Annotated in this window: 19 protein-coding genes and 1 pseudogene; 3 read left to right on the top strand and 17 right to left on the bottom strand. The window is 39.9% G+C overall.

The features are described from left to right. Positions 1–20: 20 nt before the first annotated feature. A complete protein-coding gene (locus CD039_RS10430; RefSeq protein ID WP_103372263.1) occupies positions 21–557 on the bottom strand; it encodes a phosphatase PAP2 family protein in 537 nt (178 codons plus the stop codon). Next, positions 547–717: a hypothetical protein gene (locus tag CD039_RS11915; protein WP_167386267.1), complete on the bottom strand. Its 171-nt coding sequence runs from the start codon at positions 715–717 to the stop codon at positions 547–549. Before CD039_RS11915 ends, CD039_RS10430 begins: the two co-directional genes overlap by 11 nt. A 237-nt stretch (positions 718–954) precedes the next feature. On the opposite strand from CD039_RS11915, the gene CD039_RS10435 reads away from it, so the two are divergent. Further along, a complete protein-coding gene (locus CD039_RS10435; protein WP_103372264.1) occupies positions 955–2,205 on the top strand; it encodes a Gfo/Idh/MocA family oxidoreductase in 1,251 nt (416 codons plus the stop codon). Between the two features lie 178 nt (positions 2,206–2,383). Here CD039_RS10435 and CD039_RS10440 read toward each other — a convergent pair whose 3' ends face one another. Together CD039_RS10440 and CD039_RS12295 are read right to left on the bottom strand one after the other, a co-directional pair. Beyond that, complete coding sequence (locus CD039_RS10440) at positions 2,384–9,721, bottom strand: GA-like domain-containing protein (protein WP_420853097.1); 7,338 nt, start codon at positions 9,719–9,721, stop codon at positions 2,384–2,386. Between the two features lie 903 nt (positions 9,722–10,624). Further along, a pseudogene (locus tag CD039_RS12295) lies at positions 10,625–10,753 on the bottom strand (YSIRK-type signal peptide-containing protein); the annotation flags it as partial. A 361-nt stretch (positions 10,754–11,114) separates the two neighbouring features. Between CD039_RS12295 and CD039_RS10445 the strand changes: the two are divergent. Further along, the gene (locus tag CD039_RS10445) at positions 11,115–11,933 is read left to right on the top strand and encodes a helix-turn-helix transcriptional regulator (protein ID WP_103372266.1); all 819 of its coding nucleotides are present in this window, start codon (positions 11,115–11,117) and stop codon (positions 11,931–11,933) included. A 10-nt stretch (positions 11,934–11,943) separates the two neighbouring features. On the opposite strand, the gene CD039_RS10450 is transcribed toward CD039_RS10445, so the two are convergent. The 10 genes from CD039_RS10450 to CD039_RS10500 all read right to left on the bottom strand — a co-directional run bounded on the left by CD039_RS10450 (position 11,944) and on the right by CD039_RS10500 (position 22,824). Then, positions 11,944–12,267 (bottom strand): DMT family transporter, encoded by a 324-nt coding sequence (locus CD039_RS10450; protein ID WP_002470909.1) that lies wholly within the window; start codon positions 12,265–12,267, stop codon positions 11,944–11,946. Positions 12,268–12,472: 205 nt separating this feature from the next. Next, positions 12,473–13,027: a hypothetical protein gene (locus CD039_RS10455; protein WP_103372267.1), complete on the bottom strand. Its 555-nt coding sequence runs from the start codon at positions 13,025–13,027 to the stop codon at positions 12,473–12,475. Between the two features lie 75 nt (positions 13,028–13,102). Further along, positions 13,103–14,188: a sensor histidine kinase gene (locus tag CD039_RS10460; RefSeq protein WP_103372268.1), complete on the bottom strand. Its 1,086-nt coding sequence runs from the start codon at positions 14,186–14,188 to the stop codon at positions 13,103–13,105. Then, on the bottom strand, positions 14,176–14,841 hold the full coding sequence (locus tag CD039_RS10465) for a response regulator transcription factor (RefSeq protein ID WP_103372269.1): 666 nt from the start codon (positions 14,839–14,841) through the stop codon (positions 14,176–14,178). The genes CD039_RS10460 and CD039_RS10465 overlap by 13 nt, the downstream gene beginning before the upstream one ends. A gap of 668 nt (positions 14,842–15,509) precedes the next feature. Beyond that, positions 15,510–16,631 (bottom strand): hypothetical protein, encoded by a 1,122-nt coding sequence (locus CD039_RS10475; RefSeq protein ID WP_103372271.1) that lies wholly within the window; start codon positions 16,629–16,631, stop codon positions 15,510–15,512. A 13-nt stretch (positions 16,632–16,644) separates the two neighbouring features. Beyond that, positions 16,645–17,511 carry an ABC transporter ATP-binding protein gene (locus tag CD039_RS10480; RefSeq protein ID WP_103372272.1) on the bottom strand — a complete coding sequence of 289 codons (867 nt, stop codon included), beginning with the start codon at positions 17,509–17,511 and terminating at the stop codon, positions 16,645–16,647. A 243-nt stretch (positions 17,512–17,754) separates the two neighbouring features. Then, complete coding sequence (locus tag CD039_RS10485; protein ID WP_103372273.1) at positions 17,755–18,825, bottom strand: NAD(P)-dependent alcohol dehydrogenase; 1,071 nt, start codon at positions 18,823–18,825, stop codon at positions 17,755–17,757. Between the two features lie 438 nt (positions 18,826–19,263). After that, complete coding sequence (locus CD039_RS10490) at positions 19,264–20,586, bottom strand: APC family permease (protein WP_103372274.1); 1,323 nt, start codon at positions 20,584–20,586, stop codon at positions 19,264–19,266. A gap of 32 nt (positions 20,587–20,618) precedes the next feature. Beyond that, the gene (gene tdcB, locus CD039_RS10495) at positions 20,619–21,659 is read right to left on the bottom strand and encodes a bifunctional threonine ammonia-lyase/L-serine ammonia-lyase TdcB (protein ID WP_103372275.1); all 1,041 of its coding nucleotides are present in this window, start codon (positions 21,657–21,659) and stop codon (positions 20,619–20,621) included. Between the two features lie 46 nt (positions 21,660–21,705). Further along, entirely contained in the window at positions 21,706–22,824 is a 1,119-nt protein-coding gene (locus tag CD039_RS10500; RefSeq protein ID WP_103372276.1) for an alanine dehydrogenase, read from the bottom strand. 792 nt (positions 22,825–23,616) lie between these two features. On the opposite strand from CD039_RS10500, the gene CD039_RS10505 reads away from it, so the two are divergent. Next, positions 23,617–24,039, top strand: a complete 423-nt coding sequence (locus tag CD039_RS10505; protein WP_103372277.1) for a 6-pyruvoyl trahydropterin synthase family protein — start codon at positions 23,617–23,619, stop codon at positions 24,037–24,039. An 85-nt stretch (positions 24,040–24,124) separates the two neighbouring features. Here CD039_RS10505 and CD039_RS10510 read toward each other — a convergent pair whose 3' ends face one another. From CD039_RS10510 to CD039_RS10520, 3 genes are all read right to left on the bottom strand, one after another. Then, entirely contained in the window at positions 24,125–24,682 is a 558-nt protein-coding gene (locus CD039_RS10510) for a DUF488 domain-containing protein (protein ID WP_103372278.1), read from the bottom strand. Between the two features lie 74 nt (positions 24,683–24,756). After that, a complete protein-coding gene (locus CD039_RS10515; protein WP_103372279.1) occupies positions 24,757–25,383 on the bottom strand; it encodes a DNA-3-methyladenine glycosylase family protein in 627 nt (208 codons plus the stop codon). 85 nt (positions 25,384–25,468) lie between these two features. Then, positions 25,469–26,671, bottom strand: coding sequence for an MFS transporter (locus tag CD039_RS10520; protein WP_103372280.1), 1,203 nt, complete (start codon positions 26,669–26,671; stop codon positions 25,469–25,471). Positions 26,672–26,691 lie beyond the last annotated feature (20 nt).

Raw genomic sequence — 26,691 nt, forward strand, 5'->3', positions numbered from 1 at the left:
GGGGTATGCCTTGATTTTTACTATTTCATATAGAATGTCTTTCCTACTCTCATAAATGGAAAGTCTTGATGTAGTAGCCATTTATAAACTTTTGTACACAGGAGTACCCAGAAAGATCCGAATGCGACGCCACTAATCACATCTGTGAGAAAGTGTGCATGGAAGTAGAATCGACTCATAATGATGCTTAACCAAGTTGCTAAGACTTCCGGTAGTGTGACTGCTTGTGCTATAGGACTTTTAATCACGGGCACGAGTACGAGTGTGATGAGTGAGAAGAAGACACTGCTCGCAACGGCATGACCGCTTGGGAATGAATATCCTGTATCTTGTACAAGATGTTGGAATGGACGGGAGCGTTGGATAGTATTTTTCTGTATAAAGCCTACGACACCTGCAGACCCTACAACACCGAGCACCCATAGACTGACTACATAATATTTCTTGTAGAACATAAATGACGAAATAGCGCCCATAATCCCAAGAATTGAAGGAATATCAAAGTATTTCGCAAAGATGGTGTAGTAGCTATTTAGCTTGCCATCCTTAAAGTTCATCTTTGGTCGCCCATAGCTGATACCACTTATCTCTAACTTTCTTATCTAATTGATGTAGTCCTTTCACTCCTGCTCCGAGACCTGCTGAAACGCCGAGAAACGTCGCGCCTGTTAATGCTAATGCAGAAGAGGTTGCTGTTGACTTCAACTTTCCAAACATGATGAGAATCCCCTTTTCTTATGTATAGTTCAATATTAGCGATAATTGTCGTCTAAGCGCAAGAGAATATGTTTTTACGCTTCCTCCATCTTTAGATATTTTTTACATAACAAAGTTTTATTCTGCATTAACTGTTATTGACTTTTTAGATGAGGTTGGATAGTATTTTTATGAAAATAAGCGGTGAGTCACACTAACTGTTAACTATCATATATGGGTGAAATGGGGAGAATTTGTATGAAGAAATTAACAGCTGTATTACTTGGCGCAGGGGACAGAGGGGCTTATGCGTATGGCCCGTACAGCTTAGATCATCCTAACGAAATAGAATTTGTGGCTGTTGCTGATCCTGATAAAGTGCGACGTGACTACTTTGCAGAAGAACATCATATTAAAGAAAGTCAACGTTATGCAGACTGGAGAGACGTCTTAGGTCAGTCTAAAATGGCTGATGTGATGGTCATTTGTATGCAAGATCAATTGCATTACGAACCGGCAATCGCAGCGTTAAATAAGGGGTATCATGTGCTGCTTGAAAAGCCGATGTCACCGAATCGCGAAGAGTGTGTTGAAATGACGAAAGTCGCTGAACAGAATAATCGATTATTAACAATTTGTCATGTCATGCGTTACAGCCCTTTCTGGTCTGCGATTAAAGAATGTATTGATCGTGGTGATATCGGGAAGGTCATTTCTATTCAGCTCAATGAGAACATAGGACATTTACATATGGCGCATAGTTATGTGCGTGGAAATTGGCGTAATTCTGATTTAGCGAGCCCTATGATTTTACAAAAATCTTGTCATGATATGGATATCATTTCTTGGTTAATAGATAGTGACTGTAAATCTATTAATTCATATGGTTCACTCTCACTTTTTAAAAAAGACAATGCCCCTCAGGGTTCAACTGAATATTGTTTAGATGGCTGTGCAGTTGCTGATCAATGCCCGTATTACGCTCCAGATTTCTACTTAAGTGACTCCAATTGGGCACGTAAAGTAACTAATGATGTTTCTAGAGAAGGTATTATTGAAGCTCTTAAAGAAGGTCCTTATGGTAAGTGTGTGTATCGCTCGGATAACAACGTGGTGGATCATCAAGTAGTAAATATGGAATTTGAAGGTGGCGAGACTGCTGTGTTCTCGATGTGTGGTCTTACCCACGATAATACACGCGTAGTACAAATTAACGGCACTAAAGGCGAAATTTCTGGAAAATGGATGACGAATCAATTTACAGTATCTGATTTTATAACAGGTGATCAGAAACAAGTTACTGTGAATGTTTCGAACTCAGGACATGGCGGTAGTGACACAGAATTGATGAGACATTTCGTACGTCAGGTTCATGCGTTTGAAGAAAGTCAGACACCGAGCCTCACTTCAGCGAGAGAGTCGCTCAAGAGTCATCTCATGGCCTTTGCGGCTGAAACTTCAAGATTAAATGGCGGTAAGCCTGTTAAAATTAAAGAAATGTATACTTGAGAATGGGCATAAAAGTAGCCGAATGAGTAACTCGATGATGAGAGGGACTCGTTCGGCTATTTTAATAACATATAAAGATTAAATAATTCACTTAACATGCCCACTTCGCTAAACAGTACATTTACAACTATACATACTAAAAAACTCCCTCCATATGAGGAGGGAGCTCTAACTAATATTATTGCTCTTCTTTATCTTTTCTTCTTTTTCTAAACAAGAATAGTGAACCAATAAGAGCTGTCATTGAACCTAATATCGTGCCTCGACTTGTTGATTGCTCACCAGTGTCAGGTAATGCGTCTTCATCTTGAGACGTTGTATGACTCGGTGATTGCGGTGTCGTACCTGCTGGATGTGCTCCAGTCGAAGGTAATTCGATATTAGTTACTGTATCAAGTTCGGCTTGCAATGCTGATTGTTCTTGAGCTGGTAGTTGATCTATTTGAGCTTGTGCCTGTTGCTTAGCTGCTATTACAGATTGTTGAGCTTGATCTAAGTCGTGTTGTTCATCAGTTGTTATTACTTGATCTGCCATCGCTTGTTGTAATTGCTCTTTCGCATTGTGATCTGCTTGCTGTGCTTGATCCACTGCATGTTGAGCTTGATCTACTGTTGGTCGTGTTTGGCCAGTTGTGCTGCCACCAGGTTGATCACTCGTATGAGTTGCTGGTTGATCTTGATGTGTAGAATGATGCATGTCGCTAGAGTGATCCTGAGACGGCTGTGGTTGTGATGGTTGATCTGGGTTATTTGGTTCTGGCTTTTCTGGTTCTGGCTCACTAACTTCAGGAACTTCAATGCCATGAAGTTTGTCGAGTTCTGGTTGTAAGTTGCCTTTCTGAGCATCAGGAAGAGCATTGACCTTGTCTTGGGCTGCCTGTTTAGCATTGGCTGCATCTTGGTTCGCTTTTTCCAGTTCGTCATGCTCGGCAGGCGTGATAATTCCGTCTGCTTGCGCTTCTTTCAGCTTGTCTTGCGCAGCTTGATCAGCACGTTTAGCTGCGTCGATTGCTTGTTGAGCTTCGTTGCGTTGTTGGTCAATAGAGTCAGCCACACCGTTTGAGTCTGAATCGTTCACGTCTGGTACGTCGATACCGTGAAGCTTGTCGAGTTCAGATGGCATATTACCTCGTTGATCTGATGGTAATGCATCGACTTTGTCTTGCGCGTTTTTCTTAGCGTCGGCTGCATCTTGATTAGCTTTTTCTAAAGCTTCATGTTCATCTGGTGTGATTAGCCCATCTGCATTTGCTTCTTTCAACTTATCTTGTGCAGCTTGATTTGCATTCTTAGCTGCATCGACTGCCGCTTGCGCTTCTTCGCGTTGGTTATCAACGTCATCGGACACACCGTTTGAGTCTGAGTCATTTACGTCAGGGATGTCGATGCCATGTAGTTGATCGAGTTCGCTTGGCATATCTCCGCGTTGATCTGACGGTAATGCATCAACTTTATCCTGTGCATTCTGCTTAGCTTCAGCTGCGGCTTGGTTCGCTTTTTCTAAAGCTTCACGTTCGGCTGGCGTGATTAGACCGTCCGCATTCGCTTCTTTGAGCTTATCTTGTGCGGCTTGATCTGCGTGTTTGGCTGCATCGACTGCTGCTTGCGCTTCTTCTCGTTGAGTGTCTACGTCATCAGACACACCGTTTGCGTCTGAATCGTTCACGTCTGGTACGTCGATACCATGAAGCTTGTCGAGTTCAGCTGGCATTTCGCCGCGTTGGTCTGATGGTAATGCATCGACTTTGTCTTGTGCATTCTGCTTAGCTTCCGCAGCGTCCTGATTTGCTTTTTCTAAAGCTTCACGTTCGTCTAGCGTGATTAGACCGTCCGCATTTGCTTCTTTGAGTTTATCTTGTGCTGCTTGATCTGCATGTTTAGCTGCATCAACTGCTGCTTGCGCTTCTTCTCGTTGAGTGTCTACGTCATCGGACACACCGTTTGAGTCTGAATCGTTCACATCAGGGATGTCGATGCCATGAAGATTATCGAGTTCTTCTGGCATGTCTCCGCGTTGGTCAGAAGGCAACGCATCTACTTTATCCTGTGCGTTTTGCTTAGCTTCCGCAGCGGCTTGTTTAGCTTTTTCAAGTGCTTCATGTTCATCCGGCGTAATTAAGTCATCCGCATTTGCTTCTTTCAATTTATCTTGTGCGGCTTGATCTGCACTTTTAGCTGCATCCACAGCTGCTTGTGCTTCTTCACGTTGGTTATCAACGTCATCGGACACACCGTTTGAATCGGAATCGTTCACATCTGGCACATCAATACCGTGTAGTTTTTCTAAGTCTGATGGCATGTCTCCGCGTTGGTCACTAGGTAAGGCATCCACTTTTTCCTGCGCATTCTTCTTGGCATCGGCCGCATCTTGATTCGCCTTCTCTAGGGTGTCATGTTCGTCTGGCGTAATTAAACCATCTGCATTTGCCTCTTTCAGCTTATCTTGCGCGGCTTGATCTGCGTGTTTAGCTGCGTCTACGGAACTTTGAGCCTCTTCTCGTTGCTTATCCACATCATCAGACACTCCGTTCGCGTCTGAATCGTCGATATCTGGTACATCGATGCCATGTAGTTGATTGAGTTTACTTGGCATATCGCCGCGTTGGTCACTTGGCAGTGCATCTACTTTTTCTTGTGCATTCTGCTTAGCGTCCGCCGTTTTTTGATTAGCCTGTTCTAGCGACTCATGTTCGTCTGGCGTGATTAGACCGTCCGCATTCGCTTCTTTCAACTTATCTTGAGCGGCTTGGTCTGAATTTTTAGCTGCGTCAAGTGCTGCTTGAGCCTCTTCTCGTTGCTTATCAATATCATCGGACACGCCATTTGAATCTGAGTCATTTACGTCTGGCACATTAATGCCATGTAGTTTGTTGAGTTCTTCTGGCATGTCGCCTCGTTGGTCAGAAGGCAACGCATCTACTTTATCTTGCGCATTTTTCTTAGCGTCTGCCGCATCTTGATTCGCTTTCTCTAGTGCGTCGTGCTCTTCTAGCGTAATAAGTCCATCCGCTTGCACTTCTTTGAGTTTATCTTGGGCTGCTTGGTCTGCGCTTTTGGCTGCATCTACAGCCGCTTGCGCTCCCTCACGTTGCTGATCCACATCATCAGATACGCCATTTGAATCTGAATCGCTCACATCTGGAATATTGATACCATGAAGATTCTCAAGCTCGGCTGGCATATCGCCGCGTTGGTCACTAGGAAGTGCATCCACTTTGACTTGCGCATTCTGTTTGGCATCTGCTGCGTCTTGATTCACTTTTTCTAACGCTTCATGTTCATCTGGTGTGATTAGACCGTCCGCATTCGCTTCTTTCAACTTATCTTGTGCAGCTTGATCTGCATTCTTAACTGCATCGACTGCTGCTTGAGCTTCTTCACGTTGCGCGTCGATTTCATCATTTACGCCATTCGCATCAGAATCATTAACATCTGAGACGTCGATGCCATGGAGCTTATCAAGTTCGCTTGGCATCTCACCTCGTTGGTCACTAGGTAATGCATCTACTTTATCCTGTGCATTCTGCTTGGCTTCCGCCGCATCTTGGTTCGCTTTCTCTAGTGCGTCATGCTCGTCTGGTGTAATTAAGCCGTCCGCATTCGCTTCTTTCAACTTATCTTGTGCAGTTTGATTCGCATTCTTAGCTGCATCTACAGCTGCTTGAGCCTCTTCGCGCTGTTTATCCACGTCATCAGACACACCATTTGCGTCTGAGTCATTCACATCAGGTACATCAATACCGTGAAGTTTATCTAAATCTGAAGGCATGTCACCTCGTTGATCACTTGGCAGTGCATCTACTTTACCCTGCGCGTTTTGCTTAGCATCAGCTGCTTTTTGATTAGCCTGTTCTAAAGCTTCATGCTCGTCTGGTGTAATTAAGCCGTCCGCATTCGCTTCTTTCAACTTATCTTGTGCAGTTTGATTCGCATTCTTAGCTGCATCTACAGCTGCTTGAGCCTCTTCGCGCTGTTTATCCACGTCATCAGACACACCATTTGCGTCTGAGTCATTCACATCAGGTACATCAATGCCATGTAGTTTTTCTAAATCTGACGGCATTTCGCCTCGTTGGTCAGAAGGCAACGCATCCACTTTCTCTTGCGCATTCTGTTTAGCATCTGTTGCGGTTTGATTTGCCTTTTCGAGTGCATCATGCTCATCTGGTGTAATTAATCCATCTGCGTTGGCCTCTTTCAATTTATCTTGAGCGGCTTGGTCTGCGCTTTTAGCCGCGTTAACGGCACTTTGAGCCTCTTCTCTTTGTTTATCTACATCGTCAGATACGCCATTCGCATCGGAATCATTCACCTCCGGTACATCAATACCATGAAGTTTTTCTAAATCTGATGGCATGTTTCCACGTTGGTCGCTAGGAAGTGCATCAACTTTATCCTGTGCATTCTGCTTAGCTTCAGCCGCATCTTGGTTCGCTTTCTCAAGTGCCTCATGTTCGTCAGGAGTAATTAAACCATCTGCATTGGCCTCTTTCAATTTATCTTGAGCAGCTTGATCTGCGTTCTTAGCTGCATCTACGGCACTTTGAGCCTCTTCTCGTTGTCTATCTACCTCGTCAGATACGCCATTTGCGTCAGAGTCATTTACATCTGGGATGTCGATGCCATGTAAATTATCTAATTCACTTGGCATGTCTCCTCGTTGATCGCTAGGAAGTGCATCTACCTTGTCCTGCGCATTCTGCTTGGCATCCGCCGCATCTTGGTTTGCTTTCTCAAGTGCTTCATGTTCATCTGGTGTGATTAGACCATCTGCATTCGCTTCTTTAAGCTTGTCTTGGGCAGCTTGATCTGCGTTTTTAGCTGCATCTACAGCACTTTGAGCCTCTTCTCGTTGCGCGTCGATTTCATCATTTACGCCATTCGCATCGGAGTCGTTGATGTCTGGAACGTCGATGCCATGGAGCTGCTCAAGTTCGCTCGGCATTTCTCCGCGCTGATCACTAGGCAATGCATCGACTTTTTCTTGCGCATTCTGCTTAGCTTCCGCCGCATCTTGATTCGCTTTTTCAAGGGCATCATGTTCATCCGGTGTAATTAGTCCATCGGCATTTGCCTCTTTCAGCTTATCTTGCGCAGCTTGATCCGCCTTCTTAGCCGCGTTAACGGCATTTTGAGCTTCTTCACGTTGCGCGTCGATTTCATCATTTACGCCATTCGCATCGGAGTCATTCACATCTGGAATATCGATACCATGTAGTTTTTCTAAGTCTGATGGCATATCTCCTCGCTGATCGCTAGGAAGTGCATCGACTTTATCCTGTGCATTTTGCTTAGCTTCCGCTGCGTCCTGATTTGCTTTTTCTAACGCTTCATGCTCATCTGGCGTAATTAAGCCGTCCGCATTCGCTTCTTTCAACTTATCTTGTGCAGTTTGATCTGCATTCTTAGCTGCTTCAACCGCTGCTTTTGCTTCCTCGCGTTGCTGATCAATATCATCACTAATGCCATTTGAGTCAGAATCATTTACTTCAGGCACATCAATACCATTCAATTTATCCAATTCACTTGGCATGTCGCCTTTCTGATCGTCTGGTAACACACTAACTTTATCCTGTGCATTCTGCTTAGCATCGGCAGCATCCTGAGCTGCTTTCTCAAGCGCTTCGTGCTCATCTGGCGTAATTAAGCCGTCCGCATTCGCTTCTTTTAACTTATCTTGTGCGGCTTGGTCTGCATTTTTAGCCGCTTCAACCGCATGTTCTGCCTCTTCACGTTGAGCATCAATCTTATCATCTACCCCGTTCTCGTTGGCGTCGTTCACGTCTGGCACATCAATACCTGTGAGACGTGCGAGCTGATCTGGTAAGTCTCTCTTCTGAGCCTGTGGTAGCGCATCCACTTTGCGTTGCGCTTCAGCTTTCTTGTCGCGGGCGTTATCGCGAGCTTCGATCAATTTATCATGCTCACCAGGTGTGATGAGCTGATCAGAATTTGCATCTTGTAACTGATCTTTCGCATCTTGATCTGCACGTTTCGCTGCTTCAACCGCTTCCTCTGCGTCATTAATTTGATTGATTAATGCTTTCACATCTTCAGGCAATTTCAGATTCGCATGCGCGACATCTGTTTCCAAGTCATCCCATGATTTGTCACCATTATTAAATGACCATTTGACTGGCACTTTCAACGTTTCACTGTCTTTATTGTAATAATCTTTGAGCTTCGTCCATTTGTCTGTATTATTTTCCACGTCTGATAAAGATAAGCCATGTGTCAACGTGAGTGTTAAGTTCTGAATAGTATCATAATATTTCTGTTTTTCTAAAAGGCTTAAATCCTTTTTACCATTCATGCCTGGGACGATAGAAAGTTTATTCGTACTACTTTGAGAGCTATCTGATGTAAATAGACTATCCGCGTTCTCTTCTAAAGCGAGACGAATTCCTTCAGGCACTTCGACACCAATACTTAAATTGCTTGGTAAAGTCGCTTTCTTGTCCACATCTCGTGCTGGAATTTCTTGTGTGATATCGAGCTGAGCGTCTCCTTTGCTAGCAGAAGCACGCTGATCCGTATTGTATGGTGGAATTTGTTTCAACAATAGACCTTTAACGTCAAAGGCTGGACCACTTGAACCACGGCCAGTCATCGTATAGGAAATGTCACTCTTATCTAAGTAAGACACCGTCACACGTTTGTTGTTCTCATACGTGCCAGATGCCGCACCTGGGCCTGAAGTAATCGTTACATCGTCGCCATCAAGCTCAAGGAGGGACGTCGCTTCCTTACCTTTCTCGTTACTGATGTATAGGTTGTCGATTTCATTACGGTTAAAAGTAATGGATTTACGTACATCTTGTGCCTTGTTCTTGTCATAATCATCTAAGTCATAAACGTTAAACAATCCACTTACTTTCCTCTTCTTGTGATTCATTGATACCAAATCATCAAACAGTTGATTCTTCGTCAATGACTTTGTATCAGTTTGGTTGTAATAATCGTCGTATTTCGACTGATCCGCATGTTGATAGAATGATAAGTCAACGTGCGCACCGCCACCACTGTCTGATAAAAGTGAGAGCACATCTGTTCCTGACGTCATGAAATAACGCGTATTGTTACGGTCACCATTCTCAGAAGGATTCATTGTTACGTGCGCGAGTGCATCGACTGTCTTACCATTAGCCACTCCGATGTCACTGAAGTATACATAGGCTTCAGGATTATCGTTGTTAAGTCGAATGTAGTTACCTTTATACGCACGAATGTCATCATTATTTCTCGTAGCTAATTGCTTTTTAGACACCTTACCGTCTTTATCGATAATAAAGGCGTAAGATTTACTTTTCCCTTCTTTAAAACGTGGTGAAAAGTTAATATCTGATGGTGCTAAGGCAGTGTTCGGTTGGTCTACTTTTTTCACTAATGGATCGTCAAAGTCGATAATTCTACCATTATATTTCTCGTTAGAGGCTGTCGCCGCATAAGCTTGACGGAATATTGGTGAGCTTGATGCACGACTTTGAAGTGTTGCTAAAGCTTTAGACTTATCCATATCAGAAGAGAGGTTCTTAATCTTTTCATAGAGCTCTTCTGGTGTCTCAGCATCTTCCGCTAACGTATCTAGTTCATCTGAATCTGCACTTACTTTCACTTCTTCTTCGCGTGTAGCTGACGCAGTTTCTGAACTATTTGATGCTTTCTCTGACTTCTGATTTAAGACATCCTTCCCTACAGATTTATCAGTTTCTGTGGAATGATTTGATGCTGATGTGTCATTTTTATTTGATGTAGCTTGGTCCTTTGATTGTTCAGTTGTTTTGTCAGATTTCGCAGTTTCTTTACTTTTTGATGCATCAGTATCCTTGTTGTCAGATTCTGCATGATCCTTTTTGTCTGCGGACGCTTTGTCGTCTTGTGCTTGGTCATCAGAATCATTGGAAGACGTTTCGTTATCTTGCGCTTTATCTTCTGAAGACGCTTTATTCTCGTGTGACTGATCATTTTCGTCTTTTGTAGTGTCGTCATCATCTTCATCTTGTTGAGATGTTTCAGAGGCATGGCTATCCTCTTCTTGATTTTGTTGCGCCGCATCTTCGTGATCTACATTATCTTCTTCTGTGCTATGCGCTGAGTTGTCTTGTTGACCCTCGGACGCTTTATCTTCAGCAGCCGATTCTGATGCTTCATTCTGAGCATCTTCTGATTCTAGGTTACTTTTATCTGAAGTCTCATCACTGTCATCTGATTGAGCTTGATCTGTTGTATCATTAGTATCTGCATTGTCATCCTGAGGCGTTGTCTGCTCTTGCGTCTCTTGTGATGCTTCGGGAGTTGAGTCCTCACTTTGATCTGTTGCTTGAGTTTGTGTGTGATCAGTCTCATCTTCACCTGTGGATGAGGCGTTCTCACCGTTACTATTACCATGTTCACTTGTCACATTAACTTCGTCGGCTTTCGCTTCATTGTTTAATCCGAAAAAGAGGGTTGCACCTACAAGTATAGAGGCGATCCCTACTGAGAATTTACGTATAGAATATTTATTTAATCGATTGGGTATGAAGTCGAATCTTCTTTTGTCTTTCATCTGATATGATACCTCCACTTTATTAATCGATACATTAATTCAGTATATCCAAATTGTTTGCTTTTAAGACGCGCGCAACCAAAGAGGTAAAATTTTTATAGTAAATCAGTAAATAAAGTCACGCTTTTTAATTGACTATTATTATACTAGCCCAATTATTTTCATTTGGATTACCTATGATTCATGATCAAGAGTTAATTTATCTTCACTTAAGTTCGAATGATATTAGCTCACACGAGAATTTAATTCCGAAACTTGTTAAAATACTAGATGTTAAACAAATTCTTTGAAATTTATAAATTTCTGTGTCTCTTTAAGGAATTGTTTTATTCAGAAAAGTACTATCTAAGGGGATTTTAATTTGAGTTATACACTATCGCATCACACGCAATCATTTAGTCAACAAGAATTCACGAGTTCGCTCGATAGTATTTATATATATTTAGTCGTTGAAGGTACCGTGCTATTACAATCGGATCAGGCAAGTGAGACTTATCGTGCGGGAGAAATTATTATTACCAACTCACAAAGTACGCTCTATTTTGAGTTGAATCATGCGAGTGTGGCCGCGCTCGTCGTTAATGCCTACACCTACAACCGCTTTACTTTTATCAATAGTGATTTGCAAAATACTCAACTCGAAGAAGCTAAAGATTGTATTAAAGATGCGTTTATTACTTTGGTTAAAAATATCGTTAATCATGAGTCATTTGAAGCAGAAATCCAGTTAATTCGACTCATTAACTGGATTCATAATACAGAGCTGGATGTGTATACTCATGCGACGCAGAAGAAGCTGCCTGAAACAGTGCAACAAGTGATTGATTACATTAATAGTCACTACAAATCTCAACTTTCGCTGAAACAAATTGCGCAAGATTTCTATGTGAATCAAAGTTACCTTTCGCGAAAATTCTCCGAAAGCATGGATATAACGCTGATTAAGTATATTAAAAAGATTAAAATTCAACATATATGTAGAGATCTCTTTCAAGGCTATAAGATTACTGATATTTGGAAAGCCTATCATTTTCCGAGTTATTCCAGTTTCTTAAAGGCCTTTACTAAAATCATTGGGACGACGCCTGAAGCATTTCTTCAAGCGCATCACGAAGAACAAACTTCAACGCCAGTAGTTTCAGCAACTCTTTTAGAAAAAGTGGAGAAATTAGAAGAATAACGGGTGCAATTTAAGAATTTGAGCCAAACAGATTCAACATTACTACACCTACTATGATTAAGATTAGAGAAATGACGCTTACGAGATTCACTTGTTCTTTGAAAAATAAGATAGAAACTAAAGTAGTAAGTACTAAACCAAGCCCACACCAGCTCGCATAAGCGACGTTAAGTGGTAAATCTCGCATCGTTAATCCTAGTAAATAAATACAGAATAAAAATGTAACAATTGTGCCCATCGTCGGCCATAACTTCGTAAAACCAGACGAAAGTTTCAATAGACTGGTTGCTAAGATTTCCATGACGATTGCAGCTAAAAGATATAAATATGCCATAGACTATACCTCCATTAGAAAAGCACCCCTTTCCTTTCGAAAAGAGATGCCAAATCATTTATCTTCCTATATTGTACTAAAAACAAGGGTTTTTATGCAGAGCGCATGCTTACTTCAGACAACCCGGAGGCTTACCTGAGGGGGGGAGAGAAAGAAGATTATTTACTCTTTCTTTTCTGTTCTATTATATACTCAACAGCTTTATTCAACTGTTCACAAGTTGGCTTACTTCATAAGTATCTAATATAGCTTCATCAATCTGTTTATTTAAAGTAGTGGAATGATACGGTTCGTTAAGCATTTTAGTCAATAACCATGGATGTCTATTAACTAATTTATATATTACGAGTTCAACATCACTATTAAAACTTTGAAATTTTTCAACTTCTATTTCATCCTCATTACCTCTAACAAATCGATTAATCAAGCCTGCTATTTCTATCACGTTGTCTCCCACATTTATATACATCTCTTCCATACGTTGAGATATATTTAAATTGTCTATATTAATCTCATTTCTCCACAATAACAATGTCTCAATTATTTCTCGATCATTCATTTCAACTAAACCGTTATCAGTTTCTTTCTTCCAAAATGCTTTGTTTTTAATTAATTTAAAGAGTAGCGTTTTTATAAGTAAAAGTGTAATGTTGTAATACTTCTGATTGCCTCTACTATTTTGCAATTTCTCAAATGCTTCTTCATGTAATTCGGATAATAAATCTTTAAGCTGGCTTATATGTTTTAAGAAAGTATTCAATAAAGGCGATGTGTTTGAGATAATAATTCTCCTTTCTCTAAATAAACTTTCAAGAAAAGATAATGCATATTACATCTATACTTCTACCTTAAACGACACCCGTGCTCTATGATTCACATTTTCTATCTTAATTTCACTACCATACTGCTTAATGACTTCGTTCGCAAAATATAATCCTATTCCCGAGCCATTCGAGTGATCATCCTTAACACCCCATTCTTTAGCTGAAAGCAATTCATCCTCAGAGAAACATTTCCCGTCATTCTCTACTGCAAAATGCAACATGTAATTCTCTATATAAACCTCAATTATAATTAACTTTTCAGCATACTTAAGCGCATTATTAATTATATTATCGATAACATGATAGAGAATTTGGTTATTAATGTAAACTTCTTCATTTAGCGTGCTATCGTCAATTTTGTATTCTAGTTCTTTGTCGCCAAGAATATAATTCGTGCTATAACTATTTCTAATAGTAGATAATACTTTATCTAACGAAATTTCAGAGGTGTCTTCTGGGAGCAAATTAATATTATTAATATGTATTCGCAATTGATTATTAACTCTATCTAGTGATTCCATCACAATTTGCACTTCTCTATCTATTTTTTCTTTGATTTCTTGTTGGCTTAGCTCAGAATTATTAATTTTCTTCAATAATTCAATATGACCTTGTACTACTGTTAAAGGGGTTTTTAAATCATGTTCGAATATATCCAATTTCTTCTTAAAGTTATTTTGAATCGTTAATTGCTTTTTGATTCTTTCTTTTAAAAATGAATTAATATCTTCAATTTCTTCGATGACTTCATTAAATTCTTTCACATTCGTAGAGGTAGTATGAAATTCGTCATTATTCTTTAGATTCTGGATAACTTGATGAAGATAATCTATATTTTTAGCTAAGTTCTTTTTATAAAAAGACTGGGTTAAAAAGTAAATAACTATTAAGGGAGCAATAAGATTAATACATACACTCGTAATTGAAAAAATATAGTGAGGTTGCTTCCAAAAATTAGGATATAAATATTTACCGATTCCAGAGAATTCCATTCTATTCAGTAATATCTGTAATGCAAAAATAATAACTACACTTATGATAATAATTACTATATTTAATCTTCTAACTTTACTTTTCAAGCCTTCTACTCTAGCCATTTATAGCCCACTCCCCATTTTGTCTCTATATATTCGTATTGACTATAGTCACTCAATTTCTTTCTAATCTTTCGAATATGTTCGGCGACAACCTGAGTACTGCCTTCTTTATTAAAGTTTATTGCATCATAGATTTGATCTTTGCTGAAGTAAAAGTTCGAATTCAGAGAAAGTAACTTTATAATTTCGAATTCCCTTTTAGTCAACTCTATTTCAACGCCTTTTACCAAAACAGCTAAATTATCATAATTGATAACTAAGTCCTTACATTTTTTGATATTATCTCTCATAGCATTTCTTTCGCTTTTACCTAGAGCATTCTTTATCCGTGCTGTTAATTCTTCCATATAAAACGGCTTCGCCACATAATCCATCGCACCTAGAGAAAAACACTTTAACCGTGTATCTAAATTATCTTTAGCAGTTAGAAAAATAATGGGTATATCACTATCTTGTAAAATCTTAGCTACTTCAAAACCATCAGAATAAGGCATCCTTATATCTAAAATGATTAAATGAATTGATTCATCTAACTTTTCCATCGCCTCTCGTCCATTGCAGGCAGTGATAGTGGTAAATCCTTCAAGCTTTAAACTTTCGCTTATAAAGGAAACAATATCTTCTTCATCATCCACAATCATGATATTAGGCACTTTATCACCTCACTTATCCATTCTCACTATTTATTATATCTTTACTTTAGTTTATTTATCTTTATTAAATGAATATTTTACTAAAAGTTCAAAATCAGTTATTCCTATTTTTCAATATAATAACGAAGATAAGTAAGCATATAGCTATAATAAATTGAATCACCTTAATATATGATGGATAGTTGAATGTTTCAGAGAAAAGATATAGTATTCCTAAGTTTCTAAATCCTAAGCATACTAAAAAGTAACTCATACCTACCATAAAACCGTTAATAGCACTCTGTGTAACCTGACTAACGAACATACAAATACTGCCAAGAAACATGGAACTAGTAAGGCTTACAAAGAGATTTTGCATAAAATTCACTTCTGAATGGCCAAACATAAATATAAGCAAACTACTTAAGATGAGTAGTAAAGTGTAAACTATCGTTAAGAACATTCTATTAATAAAAACAAACTTATAATCATACTCCTTTGAATCGATAACTGAAACATACACCGTATTCTTATCAATATTTACTAAAGAGTTTAACGCTATCAGACCGACAATATTAAAAATAAGTTCTTCAAATTGGATGACTTTAGCGTGTGTTAAGTTTGATATTCCTAATACAACAAAGCCAAATATCACTAATAGAAAGCATGCTAAATATATTTTTAATAAATTAGACTTTACTTCTATTTTTAAAAAGGCTAACACCTGAAATGACTCCCTTCCTTTTGAAACTGAAGATAAGTGTCGTTAATGCTAGGAGCAACAGCCCAACAACAAAATAGGAAATTCTATTAGCATAGATGTTTGATAAATTATCGTAAAAGTAGGAGGCATTAAATAGAGAATTGTGGCGGGGAATGAGTAAATAACCATAATTACCTTCAATATGCGTAGCTCCTATATTTAAATTAATGAACCATAAAATAAACTGTATGATAATTCCAAGATACGAATTAAATAAACTAGTAATTAACATTCCGAGTACACTCGTCACTAATACAATAGGTAGTAACCATATAATAAAATTCTTATAGAACGTAAGTAGCCCTCTCATAAAGAAGCCATGAATCATACTGATGCCGAAGTTAAAATAAATAGAGAAAATAACTGCAGGCAATAGTGATAAAAGAACAATCGCTAAAAGTCTCAATGACATTAATTTAAATGAGCTTGTATTTCTTGAATAAATCACTTTATAAGTATTAGTTTTATAATCTATGAGTGATAGATATGCACTTAAGAAAAAGGGTAATATTCCGAGAATGACTCCCATAACATCAGATAAATATCTACTATAAGCGCCATAATATAAATCTTGGGATTGGATGATCGCTCGTTCCTTATTAAAGTCACTTTGGCTCATGCTTTTCACACCCAACATATGTAGCTCCCTCGTCGAATAATACGATCCCCATCCAATCTCATGAGCAACCTTATCAGAATATGTTTTAAACATTTGGAAGTCATTAGTGTTCTTCATTTTTGAAAGTAAATGCTTAACAGTTTCGACTTTTTCTTGTGATAATTGCTTTTCTTTTAGAAAACCGAATTGATAAGTTTTAAAGTTATTATTTTTAACTTCTTCTTCTAACTGAGTTGTGACGTTATCCATGATGGTCCGACTATCATTAGTATAAATCGTCATATTCTGAGGCTGATAAATGTTAGAATGCAAATTTTTGTTCAATACTTGTTGGCAGTTAAGAATTCCAAAAATGATAACGAGCGCACTATAAACAATGAATAACTTACTAAAGAATAATTTCTTGATTTCTTTCAATAATAAACCCATTATTACTAACTCCTTAAATATTTTTTAAAAAGTACATATAGGCATCTTCCAAATCTGGATTTACTTCATTTGCCGCTTCAAATAATTCATCTGACACAAATCTTATTTGTAAATGTGATTCAACTTCGTGTACTTTTGTAATAACGAGATTTTCTTTTTTCAATTCATCGAGCTGAGAAGGCTTAATCGTAAGTTCAAATACTTTATGATTACTACTCTGTATTAGACCATTAATACTTCCTGTATAAGCAAATGAACCTTGTTCTAAAATCGCAATCTGCTCACACGTAGATGCAATATCGCTCACAATATGAGTGGATATTATTACAATCCTATCCTTAGCTAAATGCGCCAGTAAATTTCTCAACCGCACTCTTTCCTCAGGATCAAGACCCGCTGTCGGTTCATCCACAATAATTATAGAAGGATTATGTATGATTGCCTGTGCTATACCAAGTCTTTTCTTCATTCCACCTGATAGATTTTTGACCTTTTGCCGTCTATAACTAACTAAATTGACTTTCTCGAGTACTTCAGTAATCCTATTTTTCAACTGACTTTTTGATATATTCGATAATATTCCTAGATAATAAAGTACTTCTTCAACTTTCATACTAGGGTAAAAATCAAAATCTTGAGGTAAGTAACCTATGAGTCCTCTAATTCTTTTAGTCTCTTTTATTGAAATATCATTTACAGTAACTTTACCTTTAGTCGCAGGAATTAACGTTGCGAGTATATTCATGAGCGTTGACTTACCTGAACCATTACGTCCTAAAATACCAAACATCCCATTCTGAATATGTAGATTAATGTTCTTCAATGCTTTCTTTTTCATATTAAAAACCTTTTCTAAATGAGAAATTTCAATCGTATTCAATCTCATGACCTCCTCATCTCTCAAGCTACCAAAAAGAAATCAATTAATTATCAAGAAAAGGAAAAATATTAATATTCATATGAATTTCATCATTACTAATCGTTAACCCCACACAAAAAGCCCCAGCACGCACAACTTGAGCAGCAATTTACCCTCTACCACTCAAACCGTACTGTACTGGGACTTCAGTCACTTCAACTGTTTCAACTATTCAATTATTAAAAATCTCTTCAACTACCGTCACTATTCTGGTCTACCATTTGGGTATACCATGACTTTTATAGAGCCACTCTTATTCGTACGTGTGCGTTCCATCGCTTCTTTCGTATCTTCTAAATCATAGAAATCTGTGAACATCGTATCGAGATCGCTTGTCGTATTGGAAAGTAAGTCGATACCCATTTCGTACGTATTCTCGTATCTGAAGACACCCACGATATTCAATTCGTGGTTCGCAATCCATGGTGCATTGAAACCAACTTCGTCTTGTTGTGTTAGACCAACAATCGCAAGTGTACCACCGTTTTTCAATGCGCTAATTGAATTTTTCAACGCTGTTGGATTACCTGCTGTTTCAATCGCGTAATCAACGCCTTTGCCTCCTGTAATCTCCTCAATGCGTTCTAGCACATCGTCATTTTTAATATTAATCGTATGTGTTGCGCCGAGTTCTTTCGCTTCTTCTAGACGTTTTTCTTCTAAATCTGACACAATGATACGTGTGGCACCAAAGGATTTAGCCGCAAGTACAGTCATTAATCCGACAGGACCCATTCCCATAATCACTACTGTAGATCCTGCTTTCACTTGTGCCCTTTTACAAGCTTGAATACCAACTGAGAACGGTTCGTTTAACGTCGCTTGCTCGTAAGTTAACTCATCTGGTATGTGATAAAGGAAGTCTGCCGGGTGGCTTAAATACTGGCAGAATGCGCCATCAACAGGCGGCGTCGCTAGGAAGACGACGTCAGGACACAAATTGTATTTACCTTCGCGACAGTGCTCACATCGACCACATGGCACGCCAGGTTCAATCGCTACACGGTCACCTTCTCGAAAGTCTGTCACTTCAGAGCCCACTGCAACGACCTGCCCAGAACATTCGTGACCTAGGATTAACGGTTCTTTGACGACGAATTCACCCACGCTACCGTGTGCGTAGTAGTGCACGTCTGAGCCACATACGCCGACAGCCATCACTTTCACGAGGACATCTTCTGGCCCAATTTCAGGTACGTCGACCTCCTTGATTTCGATATCATACGGTTCATTCAATAACGCGATGTTCATCTTCTCAGGTAGTTGATTTGTCATGTTAACTCCTCCCTCATCAATCTCTCCACTTCATTTTCTTTTCATATGTAAAATGAAAGCGTTTTCTCTATTTTAGCATTTGCAACGAATTGCTCGCTACATAATGACTATAATTTTAAATAATCGTCACTTTCCGGTGGTTGGTAAAACGACTCGGTGAAGGTTTAGATTAGGTTATTTACTATAAAACGTATGTCGCGAGCGCAGAACTCCTACTTTTTCAAATTAAAATCGTGACCGTCGAACACCGAATTCCCGTTTTTTCAATCTAAATCGTGGCGCTGTTCCTCTTTTTCATTTCAAATTCATGATTGTTGAGCATCAACCTTCCGCTTTTTCTTTTTACAACGTATCCCACCAAGCGCCCACGAACACACTCTTTTCCTACTTAAAAAACCTCTAAATTAGCTTACGCTAACTCAGAGGTTATCGTCTGTCTCAGTGATTCACACGTTTCATTTTAACCAGATAAATCGGTATACCTAATAAGGTAATGACTACGCCGACTAACACGAGTATCGGTTGAGTGAATAAGGTGTTAATCAGCACGAATACGCCTGCCACTAACGCGATGAGTGGAATAATCGGGTATAGAGGAACTTTGTACGGGCGTGGCAAGTCAGGCTCTCGACGTCGAAGTATAAAGACTGCGAGGAAAGCCATACAGTAGAAAGCCCAGATCACAAAGATTAACATGTTCGTAATCGTATCAAAGGCACCGATTGCCATCATAATTATCGCGATAATGACTTGCACGAGGCCGCTAGTCCAAGGGGCTTTACTTGGTGTCAAACTCAAGAAGAATTTGCGGAATGGTAACTGATTGTGTTCCGCCATCGCATATGGAATACGCATACCTGTCATGATATAGCCGTTCATCGTGCCATAAACTGAAATGAGGATACCAATCGTAACAATCTTACCGCCATAAGTACCGAATAAGATTGAAGAGGCGTCGCTCGCCGCATTGAGGTTCCCTACAATTTGGTCGATAGGTAGTGTCATGAGAAACGTTGCGTTAATCAGTAGGTAAACAATCATTATTAAACCGATACCTAGGGCGATGGCACCTGGTAAGTGTTTCTTCGGATTCTTCATTTCACCTGCGATATTGCCGACGTGAATCCAACCGTCATATGCGAACATTGTCGCAAGCAAGCCGCTTCCTAATGCTGTAAACCATCCTGAATGTGTGCCGTTCGTAATAGGAAACAGGGAGAATTGAACATCATTCTTCGCAAATAAACCAAAGATGACAATTAACGCGATCGGTATCAACTTGATGACGAGTGTTATCGTTTGAAGATAGCCGCCCGCTTTCGACCCTAAACAGTTGATGAATAGAATTGAGAGTGCACTTACCACTGCAATTGGAAGTAAGTAAATCGGACTCAGATGTAATAAATTGACTACCTGCGTTCCAAAGACGATAGCTAAGGCTGCGATGTTAGCTGGGAAGTATATAAAGGCTTGGGCCCAGCCAGAAAGGAAGCCCCAGAAATCGCCGTACGTATACTTAATATATTTCGTTAAACCACCTGTCTCAGGTATTGCTGCCGCAAGTTCTGCGCCAGTAAGTCCGGCACAGATCGTCATAATACCGCCGATAAACCATACGAATATGGCCATACTTGTCGATCCTGTTACTTCGGTTACGCTCGATACTTTAAAGAAGACGCCGGCACCGATAACGGAGCCCATAACGAGTGAGAGCGCTGCGAAGAAACCGATGTTCTTGTTCAACCCTTTATCGTTACTCATTGTGAATCCTCCCTGTTCTTCAATGTTTCAACTTATCCGACCACGCCCTCGCTCGTATCCGCAGGTTTCAATAAATGGTCGATGATATCAGATACACATGTGAGGTCAACATTCCCACCAGACACGAGTGCAACAATGTTCTTGTCTTTTAAATAACAAGGGTCAATCTTACCACTAATCAAAGCAGCAGTTGGTAACGCACCTGCACCTTCAGTGACAATCTTCGTACGCTGCATGAGGTGACGCATCGCGCTTGAAATCTCTTCTTCAGAGACGAGAATAAATTCGTCAACGAGCTTATCAACGACTTCAAACGTCTTGTCACCTGGGATGGCCACTTCAGTACCATCAGCAATCGTATGATCAGTGAATTGAGAGGTGATCTTACCTGTCTCGATGGATGTCGCCATGCCATGCACGTTCTCAGACTGAACGCCGATGATGTGGATGTTCGGGTTAAAGGATTTCAACGCCGTCGCTACGCCGGAAATCAAACCGCCACCTCCAACAGGAAGCACTACCGTGTCGACGTTCCAAATGGCGTCGAGAATTTCTAGACCAATTGTTCCTTGACCTGCCATAACTGCGCTATCGTCGTATGGATGGACGATTGTCTTGCCTGTCTCTTTGGCCATTTGTTCCATGTAAAGTCGGGAATCATTAAAGGTGTCGCCTTCGAGAATAACTTCAGCACCGTAGCCTCGTGTCGCTTCTTGTTTCGCGATAGGCGCTTCGTTCGGCATAATCACCGTCGTCTTGATGTCCAGTAACTTACCGGTCAGTGCAAGCCCTTGCGCGTGGTTGCCTGCTGACGCTGTGATAATGCCTTTCTCTTTCTGCTCATCAGTTAAGTGCAGAATCTTGTTTAATGCGCCTCGAAATTTAAACGAACCGGTAAACTGCATGTTCTCTAATTTCAAGAATACGTTACCGCCTGTGACATTATTACTTAAAAACATGGACTGAATCAAAGGTGTATGACGGACGTAAGGTCGGATGTAGGATTTCGCTTCTTTAATATCATGTATATCACAGAATGATTCGGTTTGTAATACGATACTGTTTGTAGACATAATTCGCATCTTCTTTCTCTATATAGTAATTATGCTGAGTCACAAGTTAAGATAACAACGTATTAAGTTCTTCATATTTCATATCATGAGAGTCGGCTAAACCTTTATTGGTTACGTGACCTTGATAAACGTTAACGCCTGTCGCTAAGGCGTCACATTCTTTAATCGCTTGGTCGAGTCCTTTCGTGCTGATGGCGTGGAGATATTCCAAGTTTCCTGCTGCCAACGCCATAGTGGAGGTACGTGGCACAGCGCCTGGTTGGTTTGGCACGGCATAATGTACCACACCATCTTCTACATACACGGGGTCGCTAATCGTTGTTGGTCGAATGCCTTCAACCGTACCACCTTGGTCGATCGCAATGTCCACGAGCACGGATCCTTCTTTCATGGATTTCACCATGTCTCGTGTCACAAGTTTCGGCGGTTTAGAGCCTGGAATGAGGATTGTGGAGATAAAGACGTCTGCTTCCTTAATTTCTTTCGCTAGATTTTCTTCATTCGATTTCACTACGCGTACATTTTGTCCTTTAAAATGTTCTTCAAGCCACTTGATGCGTTCGTCTTTTAACTCAATGATTGTAATTTCAGCTTGGAGACCTAGACCAATCGTTGCGGCATTGACAGCTGCGGATCCACCACCGAAGATAACGACCTTTCCAGATGGGATACCCGAAATGACATCAATTCCTGAGATTAGAATACCTTCACCTTGATGTTGTGCTTCTAGATAGTACGCGCCCATTAACATCGAACGACGACCTGCGATAGCACTCATTGGTGCTAAAAGTGGCGCACCACCATCAATTTCAATCGTTTCACCACCAATCGCTGTAACACCCGCTTCTTGCATCGCTTCCACCGTTTCTTTAGACGAAGCTAAGTGTTGGAATCCCCAAATAATTTGTCCTTTTTTAAAGTATTTGAACTCTTTCTTATCCGGTTCTTTAACTTTAACTATGAGGTCAGACTGCCAGCCCTCTTCGTGAGAAACGATACGTGCGCCCGCTGATTCGTACTCTTCGTTTGTGAAACCAGAACCGACACCTGCATCTCGTTCCACGAGTACTTCGTTACCCGCTTCAGTCAATTTCTTAGCGTTCTCAGGCGTACATGCAACACGTCCTTCACCAGGTTTTAATTCTTTAATGATTCCAATCTTCATTTCAAAACAACTCCTTGTGAATGTTTTCACATAAAACATATCTCTCAAATTTATTAAAGTCAAATTTTTATCTATTGAAATTTTTCTTTTCCTCTTTTGTAAAAGAGTATTATTGTATTTTAAACTATAAAGAATCTTATAACGACGGCGATTGGCCGATTTCAAGACAGGTGTAAAATTCGTCCGCTGTCTCAGAAATGTCATAATTCGGGAGAGCAATTTAAGAGGATTGAAACTATGTAGAAGTGCTAAACCGCACGAAAAAGTCATCATACTGACACAAGATTGTACGCAGAAAGTCAAAAATAGGATGACACTAAAGTCAATTTTAAAAATCGGGGTGTAGGAGAAATGTTGACGTGAATCTGTCACCTGACACATTTCATCAATTTCAGTTAAACTCAATATGACAATGAAAAAAGCACCTTACATCAACTCAGTGAGACTGGGACAAATAGTAAAAGCTATCTAATTTTCAATGTTTAAACTCTCGCTTGCTTATGGGACCACACTCAACTAATTCCTTTCGCTCTACGAGCTCTAGGAATGGATTTTCGTTGTGGTCTAGATCCAACAAGCGTCTCGAGTACACATTGAAAATTGACTTATAATTAAATACAAAAGTGTTTTTTATTTCCTTTCATAATTAATTATATTTGTCTGTCCCAGGCTCGTTTACACGCTAAGTTGAAATAAAGTGCTTACCTCGTCGATTTAATGCGATTCTGCATTTAAAGAAGTTAGGGTAATCTAAATATATATAATAAATAATCTCGAAAGGAGCCACATACCATGACCAAAGAAATGAATCATCTCAATCCACCGAGCCAATTTCAGTATCGTGAGCGTAATGTAATACTTAATTTAAAATACGACTTTATATGTGATAATCGAATTTATTTCACGCCTACTGTACACAAAGATTTGCTTGAACATGCGTATGAGTTGGCAGTCCATGTTCAATCGCCAGTGAATGAAATGGGGCTAGCGTTAGACTTTAACGAGGTGGATGCTATATTCAACCAGCATGTGAAACCTTATTTGCATCAACAATTGATTAACGAAACATTGCCTGAAATGAATACGACTGCTGAGAATATTGCGATGTGGATATGGGATCAATTTGAAGCGCACCTACCAGATGGAAATACACTCAATCAACTTGAGCTGTGGGAAACGAAAGACCATAGTGTGATATTGCGTAAAGAAGACTGATTTAAGTTAAGTGAGAACAGGGCATGGCCTCACATCGATTTCTGTGAGCTGCCCCATTCTCTCTTTTTCTACTTATCTGTTCTAACTACTTCGATTCTAGCTTTGGATAGACCACTTCGCCATCATCTTCAAGAATCGGCATCGCGCCCCACTTTCCTAATTCATGAGGTACGATATCTATCTCCCCTTTATTGCTGACAATGATATGTTTCACCTCAACATCATGACCTACTAGCCAATTACTGATGATTAGACGATGACAACGTGACGGATGACGTTCCGCACACATCAACGCGACAGTGTCCTCTTCCGCTTCAGCAAACAAATACTGAATACCTTCTTTAAATTCGTTCGTCAATGTATAATCTGCATAGTTGTGGAACGACTGATTCTGCCACCCAGCATTCAAATTCTCCCCTACTTCGCCTGACCGTTGTCGACGTCCACCTAGCGCAGTGAGATGTCGATATCCAATATCATGCTCTTTCAACCACTTGTGAAAAGGTTCTTGCTTGTACTGGGGATGACGCTTACTATTCGGGAATGAGCGAACATCAATAATTTTCGTTACCTTTGCTTCTTTCAACATATCTAAAAACTGTTCCAAATCATAATCGTAATGGCCGACTGTATAAATGGTCATATTCACACTTCTTTCTATAACTTACTCGCATATCGAAAATTTAATATTTAAGACCGCCTTCCTACTTATATTCTTCAAATTTGATATTGATGAATATATTCCCAGAGATAAAGACAACCGATCGTACCTTGGTCACCCCATGTGGCCTTACACTCTTTCAATAAAGCTTTACCGCTCACATCTGGTTGATTGTACAAACGTTTCGCTGCACGTTGTAGACCCACATCATCAACCGGTACGACATTCTCTCTTTGCATCGTAAAGATGAGGAAGACTTCTGCTGTCCACTTCCCTATACCTTTTACAGCTGTTAGTTGTTTAATGATTTCTTCGTTAGACAGGTGGTCTAATTTTTCAAATTCAAGTTCTCCGTTATCGATATGTTCGATTAGATTAAAGATGTATTTCTGCTTAGACCGAGATAATCCGATTTCTTTACACTCTTCTTCAGTTAACTTTTTAAACGCCGCTATCGTCCACTCGTCATTAATCTTCTCTTTTAATCGACCAAAAATCGTTTCAGCAGCTTTAACTGAAATTTGTTGGCCGACGATTGAACGTACGAGTGACTTTAATGGATATGGACGCAAAGTTCTTTCTACATCACCGATTCGTTCGATTAACTGACCCATCACTTTATCCTTTTTCGCTAACTTCTGAACACGTTGATCATCTTTTGTAATGTGCCACAACTTTTCCAAAATCTAACTCTCCTCAAACTAAACTTTTAAAAAAACAGCGTTTAGCCTACCCTGAGACCTCCCGCTGTTTCACGTTAAACATTCTCTATTCACTCGTACTTTGATGACCTTGGCGCAGTAATAACAATAATGAAACCACCGCAAGAAGTACAACGATAATGCTGAAGACTACGCCAGCCCACTGTACGTTAAGCCCTAATTCCAATAAACCTATACCAACGATAGGGATGGAAATCGCGACATAAGCGATAGTGAAGAATGTTGAAGTAATTTCTGCACGTTGATCGTCAGGCGCTGCACTATTAACGGTAGATAGCCCCGCACGAAAACTGAAAGCTTGGCCAAGACCTGAAACCATTGCCCCGACGAGCAACAGAATATAAGAATGTAGAATTAATGACACAGCGACTAAAGCGACACCTACAATCAAGGTCATACTGCCGAGTCTCAACACGTGGAAGTCTGACTTCTGTTTAAACAAGAGTTGCCCTACTGTTGAAGCACAGAATACCAAGAAAACCGTTACACCAACGATCGCTTTATTATTCATATTTAGAATCTCACCTAAGAAGTTAGGTGAAATGGCGGTCATTAATCCCAACATGGAGAAACCAACAAATACTGGAATCACCGCGTTAATAAACGTTGATCGCATCTCAGCCGGAACGCTTAATTTCTGAACTTGAATGCGGAAACTTTGTCGATCTTTCACCGGTTCAGGCATGAGCCAAATTGCGATGAAAGCAATGACTAAAGTCACAATATTAACAATAAATATCAGACGCGTCGGATAAGGTAAGTATTCTGCGAGAATGCCGCATACTAATGGTCCACAGCCGAGCCCCAACATGTTCACGCTACTCGCGATAGTGGACGCTTGATTCTTCTTATCATCGGGCGCAAGATTCACTATCGTTGCTGTTGCAGTACTTGTGAAAAGACCTGCAGAAAGTCCAGAAATAATACGTCCGATGAGTAATAAAGTTAAATTCGTTGCGAATAAAAAGACTAACGCACTGATGATTGAAAGTATCACGCCAGGTAGCAGTACATAACGGCGTCCTATGCGATCTGAAAGTTGTCCAAACACTAATAGGCCGAAGATGACACCACCTGCATAAACAGCGTAAATAATTGTGATAACTAACGGCGATAAATTAAATTCTTCACTGTAAATTGGATACAACGGCGTCGGTAAAGTTGTCCCCATCATGATGATGAGAAACGCATACGCCGCTCCTATTAACCCCCATTGTCCTCTTGATGTTGACTTGCTTCTTTGTTGCACTTTTGTACACCTCACTTACT

The sequence above is a fragment of the Staphylococcus argensis genome, from assembly GCF_002902305.1.
Classification (GTDB): Bacteria; Bacillota; Bacilli; order Staphylococcales; family Staphylococcaceae; genus Staphylococcus; species Staphylococcus argensis.

Coding starts and splice junctions, on each gene's coding strand:
- CD039_RS10430 (WP_103372263.1), bottom strand. CDS start 557: ATGAACTTTAAGGATGGCAAGCTAAATAGCTACTACACCATCTTTGCG.
- CD039_RS11915 (WP_167386267.1), bottom strand. CDS start 717: ATGTTTGGAAAGTTGAAGTCAACAGCAACCTCTTCTGCATTAGCATTA.
- CD039_RS10435 (WP_103372264.1), top strand. CDS start 955: ATGAAGAAATTAACAGCTGTATTACTTGGCGCAGGGGACAGAGGGGCT.
- CD039_RS10440 (WP_420853097.1), bottom strand. CDS start 9,721: ATGGATAAGTCTAAAGCTTTAGCAACACTTCAAAGTCGTGCATCAAGC.
- CD039_RS10450 (WP_002470909.1), bottom strand. CDS start 12,267: ATGGCATATTTATATCTTTTAGCTGCAATCGTCATGGAAATCTTAGCA.
- CD039_RS10460 (WP_103372268.1), bottom strand. CDS start 14,188: ATGGCTAGAGTAGAAGGCTTGAAAAGTAAAGTTAGAAGATTAAATATA.
- CD039_RS10475 (WP_103372271.1), bottom strand. CDS start 16,631: ATGGGTTTATTATTGAAAGAAATCAAGAAATTATTCTTTAGTAAGTTA.
- CD039_RS10485 (WP_103372273.1), bottom strand. CDS start 18,825: ATGACAAATCAACTACCTGAGAAGATGAACATCGCGTTATTGAATGAA.
- CD039_RS10490 (WP_103372274.1), bottom strand. CDS start 20,586: ATGAGTAACGATAAAGGGTTGAACAAGAACATCGGTTTCTTCGCAGCG.
- tdcB (WP_103372275.1), bottom strand. CDS start 21,659: ATGTCTACAAACAGTATCGTATTACAAACCGAATCATTCTGTGATATA.
- CD039_RS10500 (WP_103372276.1), bottom strand. CDS start 22,824: ATGAAGATTGGAATCATTAAAGAATTAAAACCTGGTGAAGGACGTGTT.
- CD039_RS10505 (WP_103372277.1), top strand. CDS start 23,617: ATGACCAAAGAAATGAATCATCTCAATCCACCGAGCCAATTTCAGTAT.
- CD039_RS10510 (WP_103372278.1), bottom strand. CDS start 24,682: ATGACCATTTATACAGTCGGCCATTACGATTATGATTTGGAACAGTTT.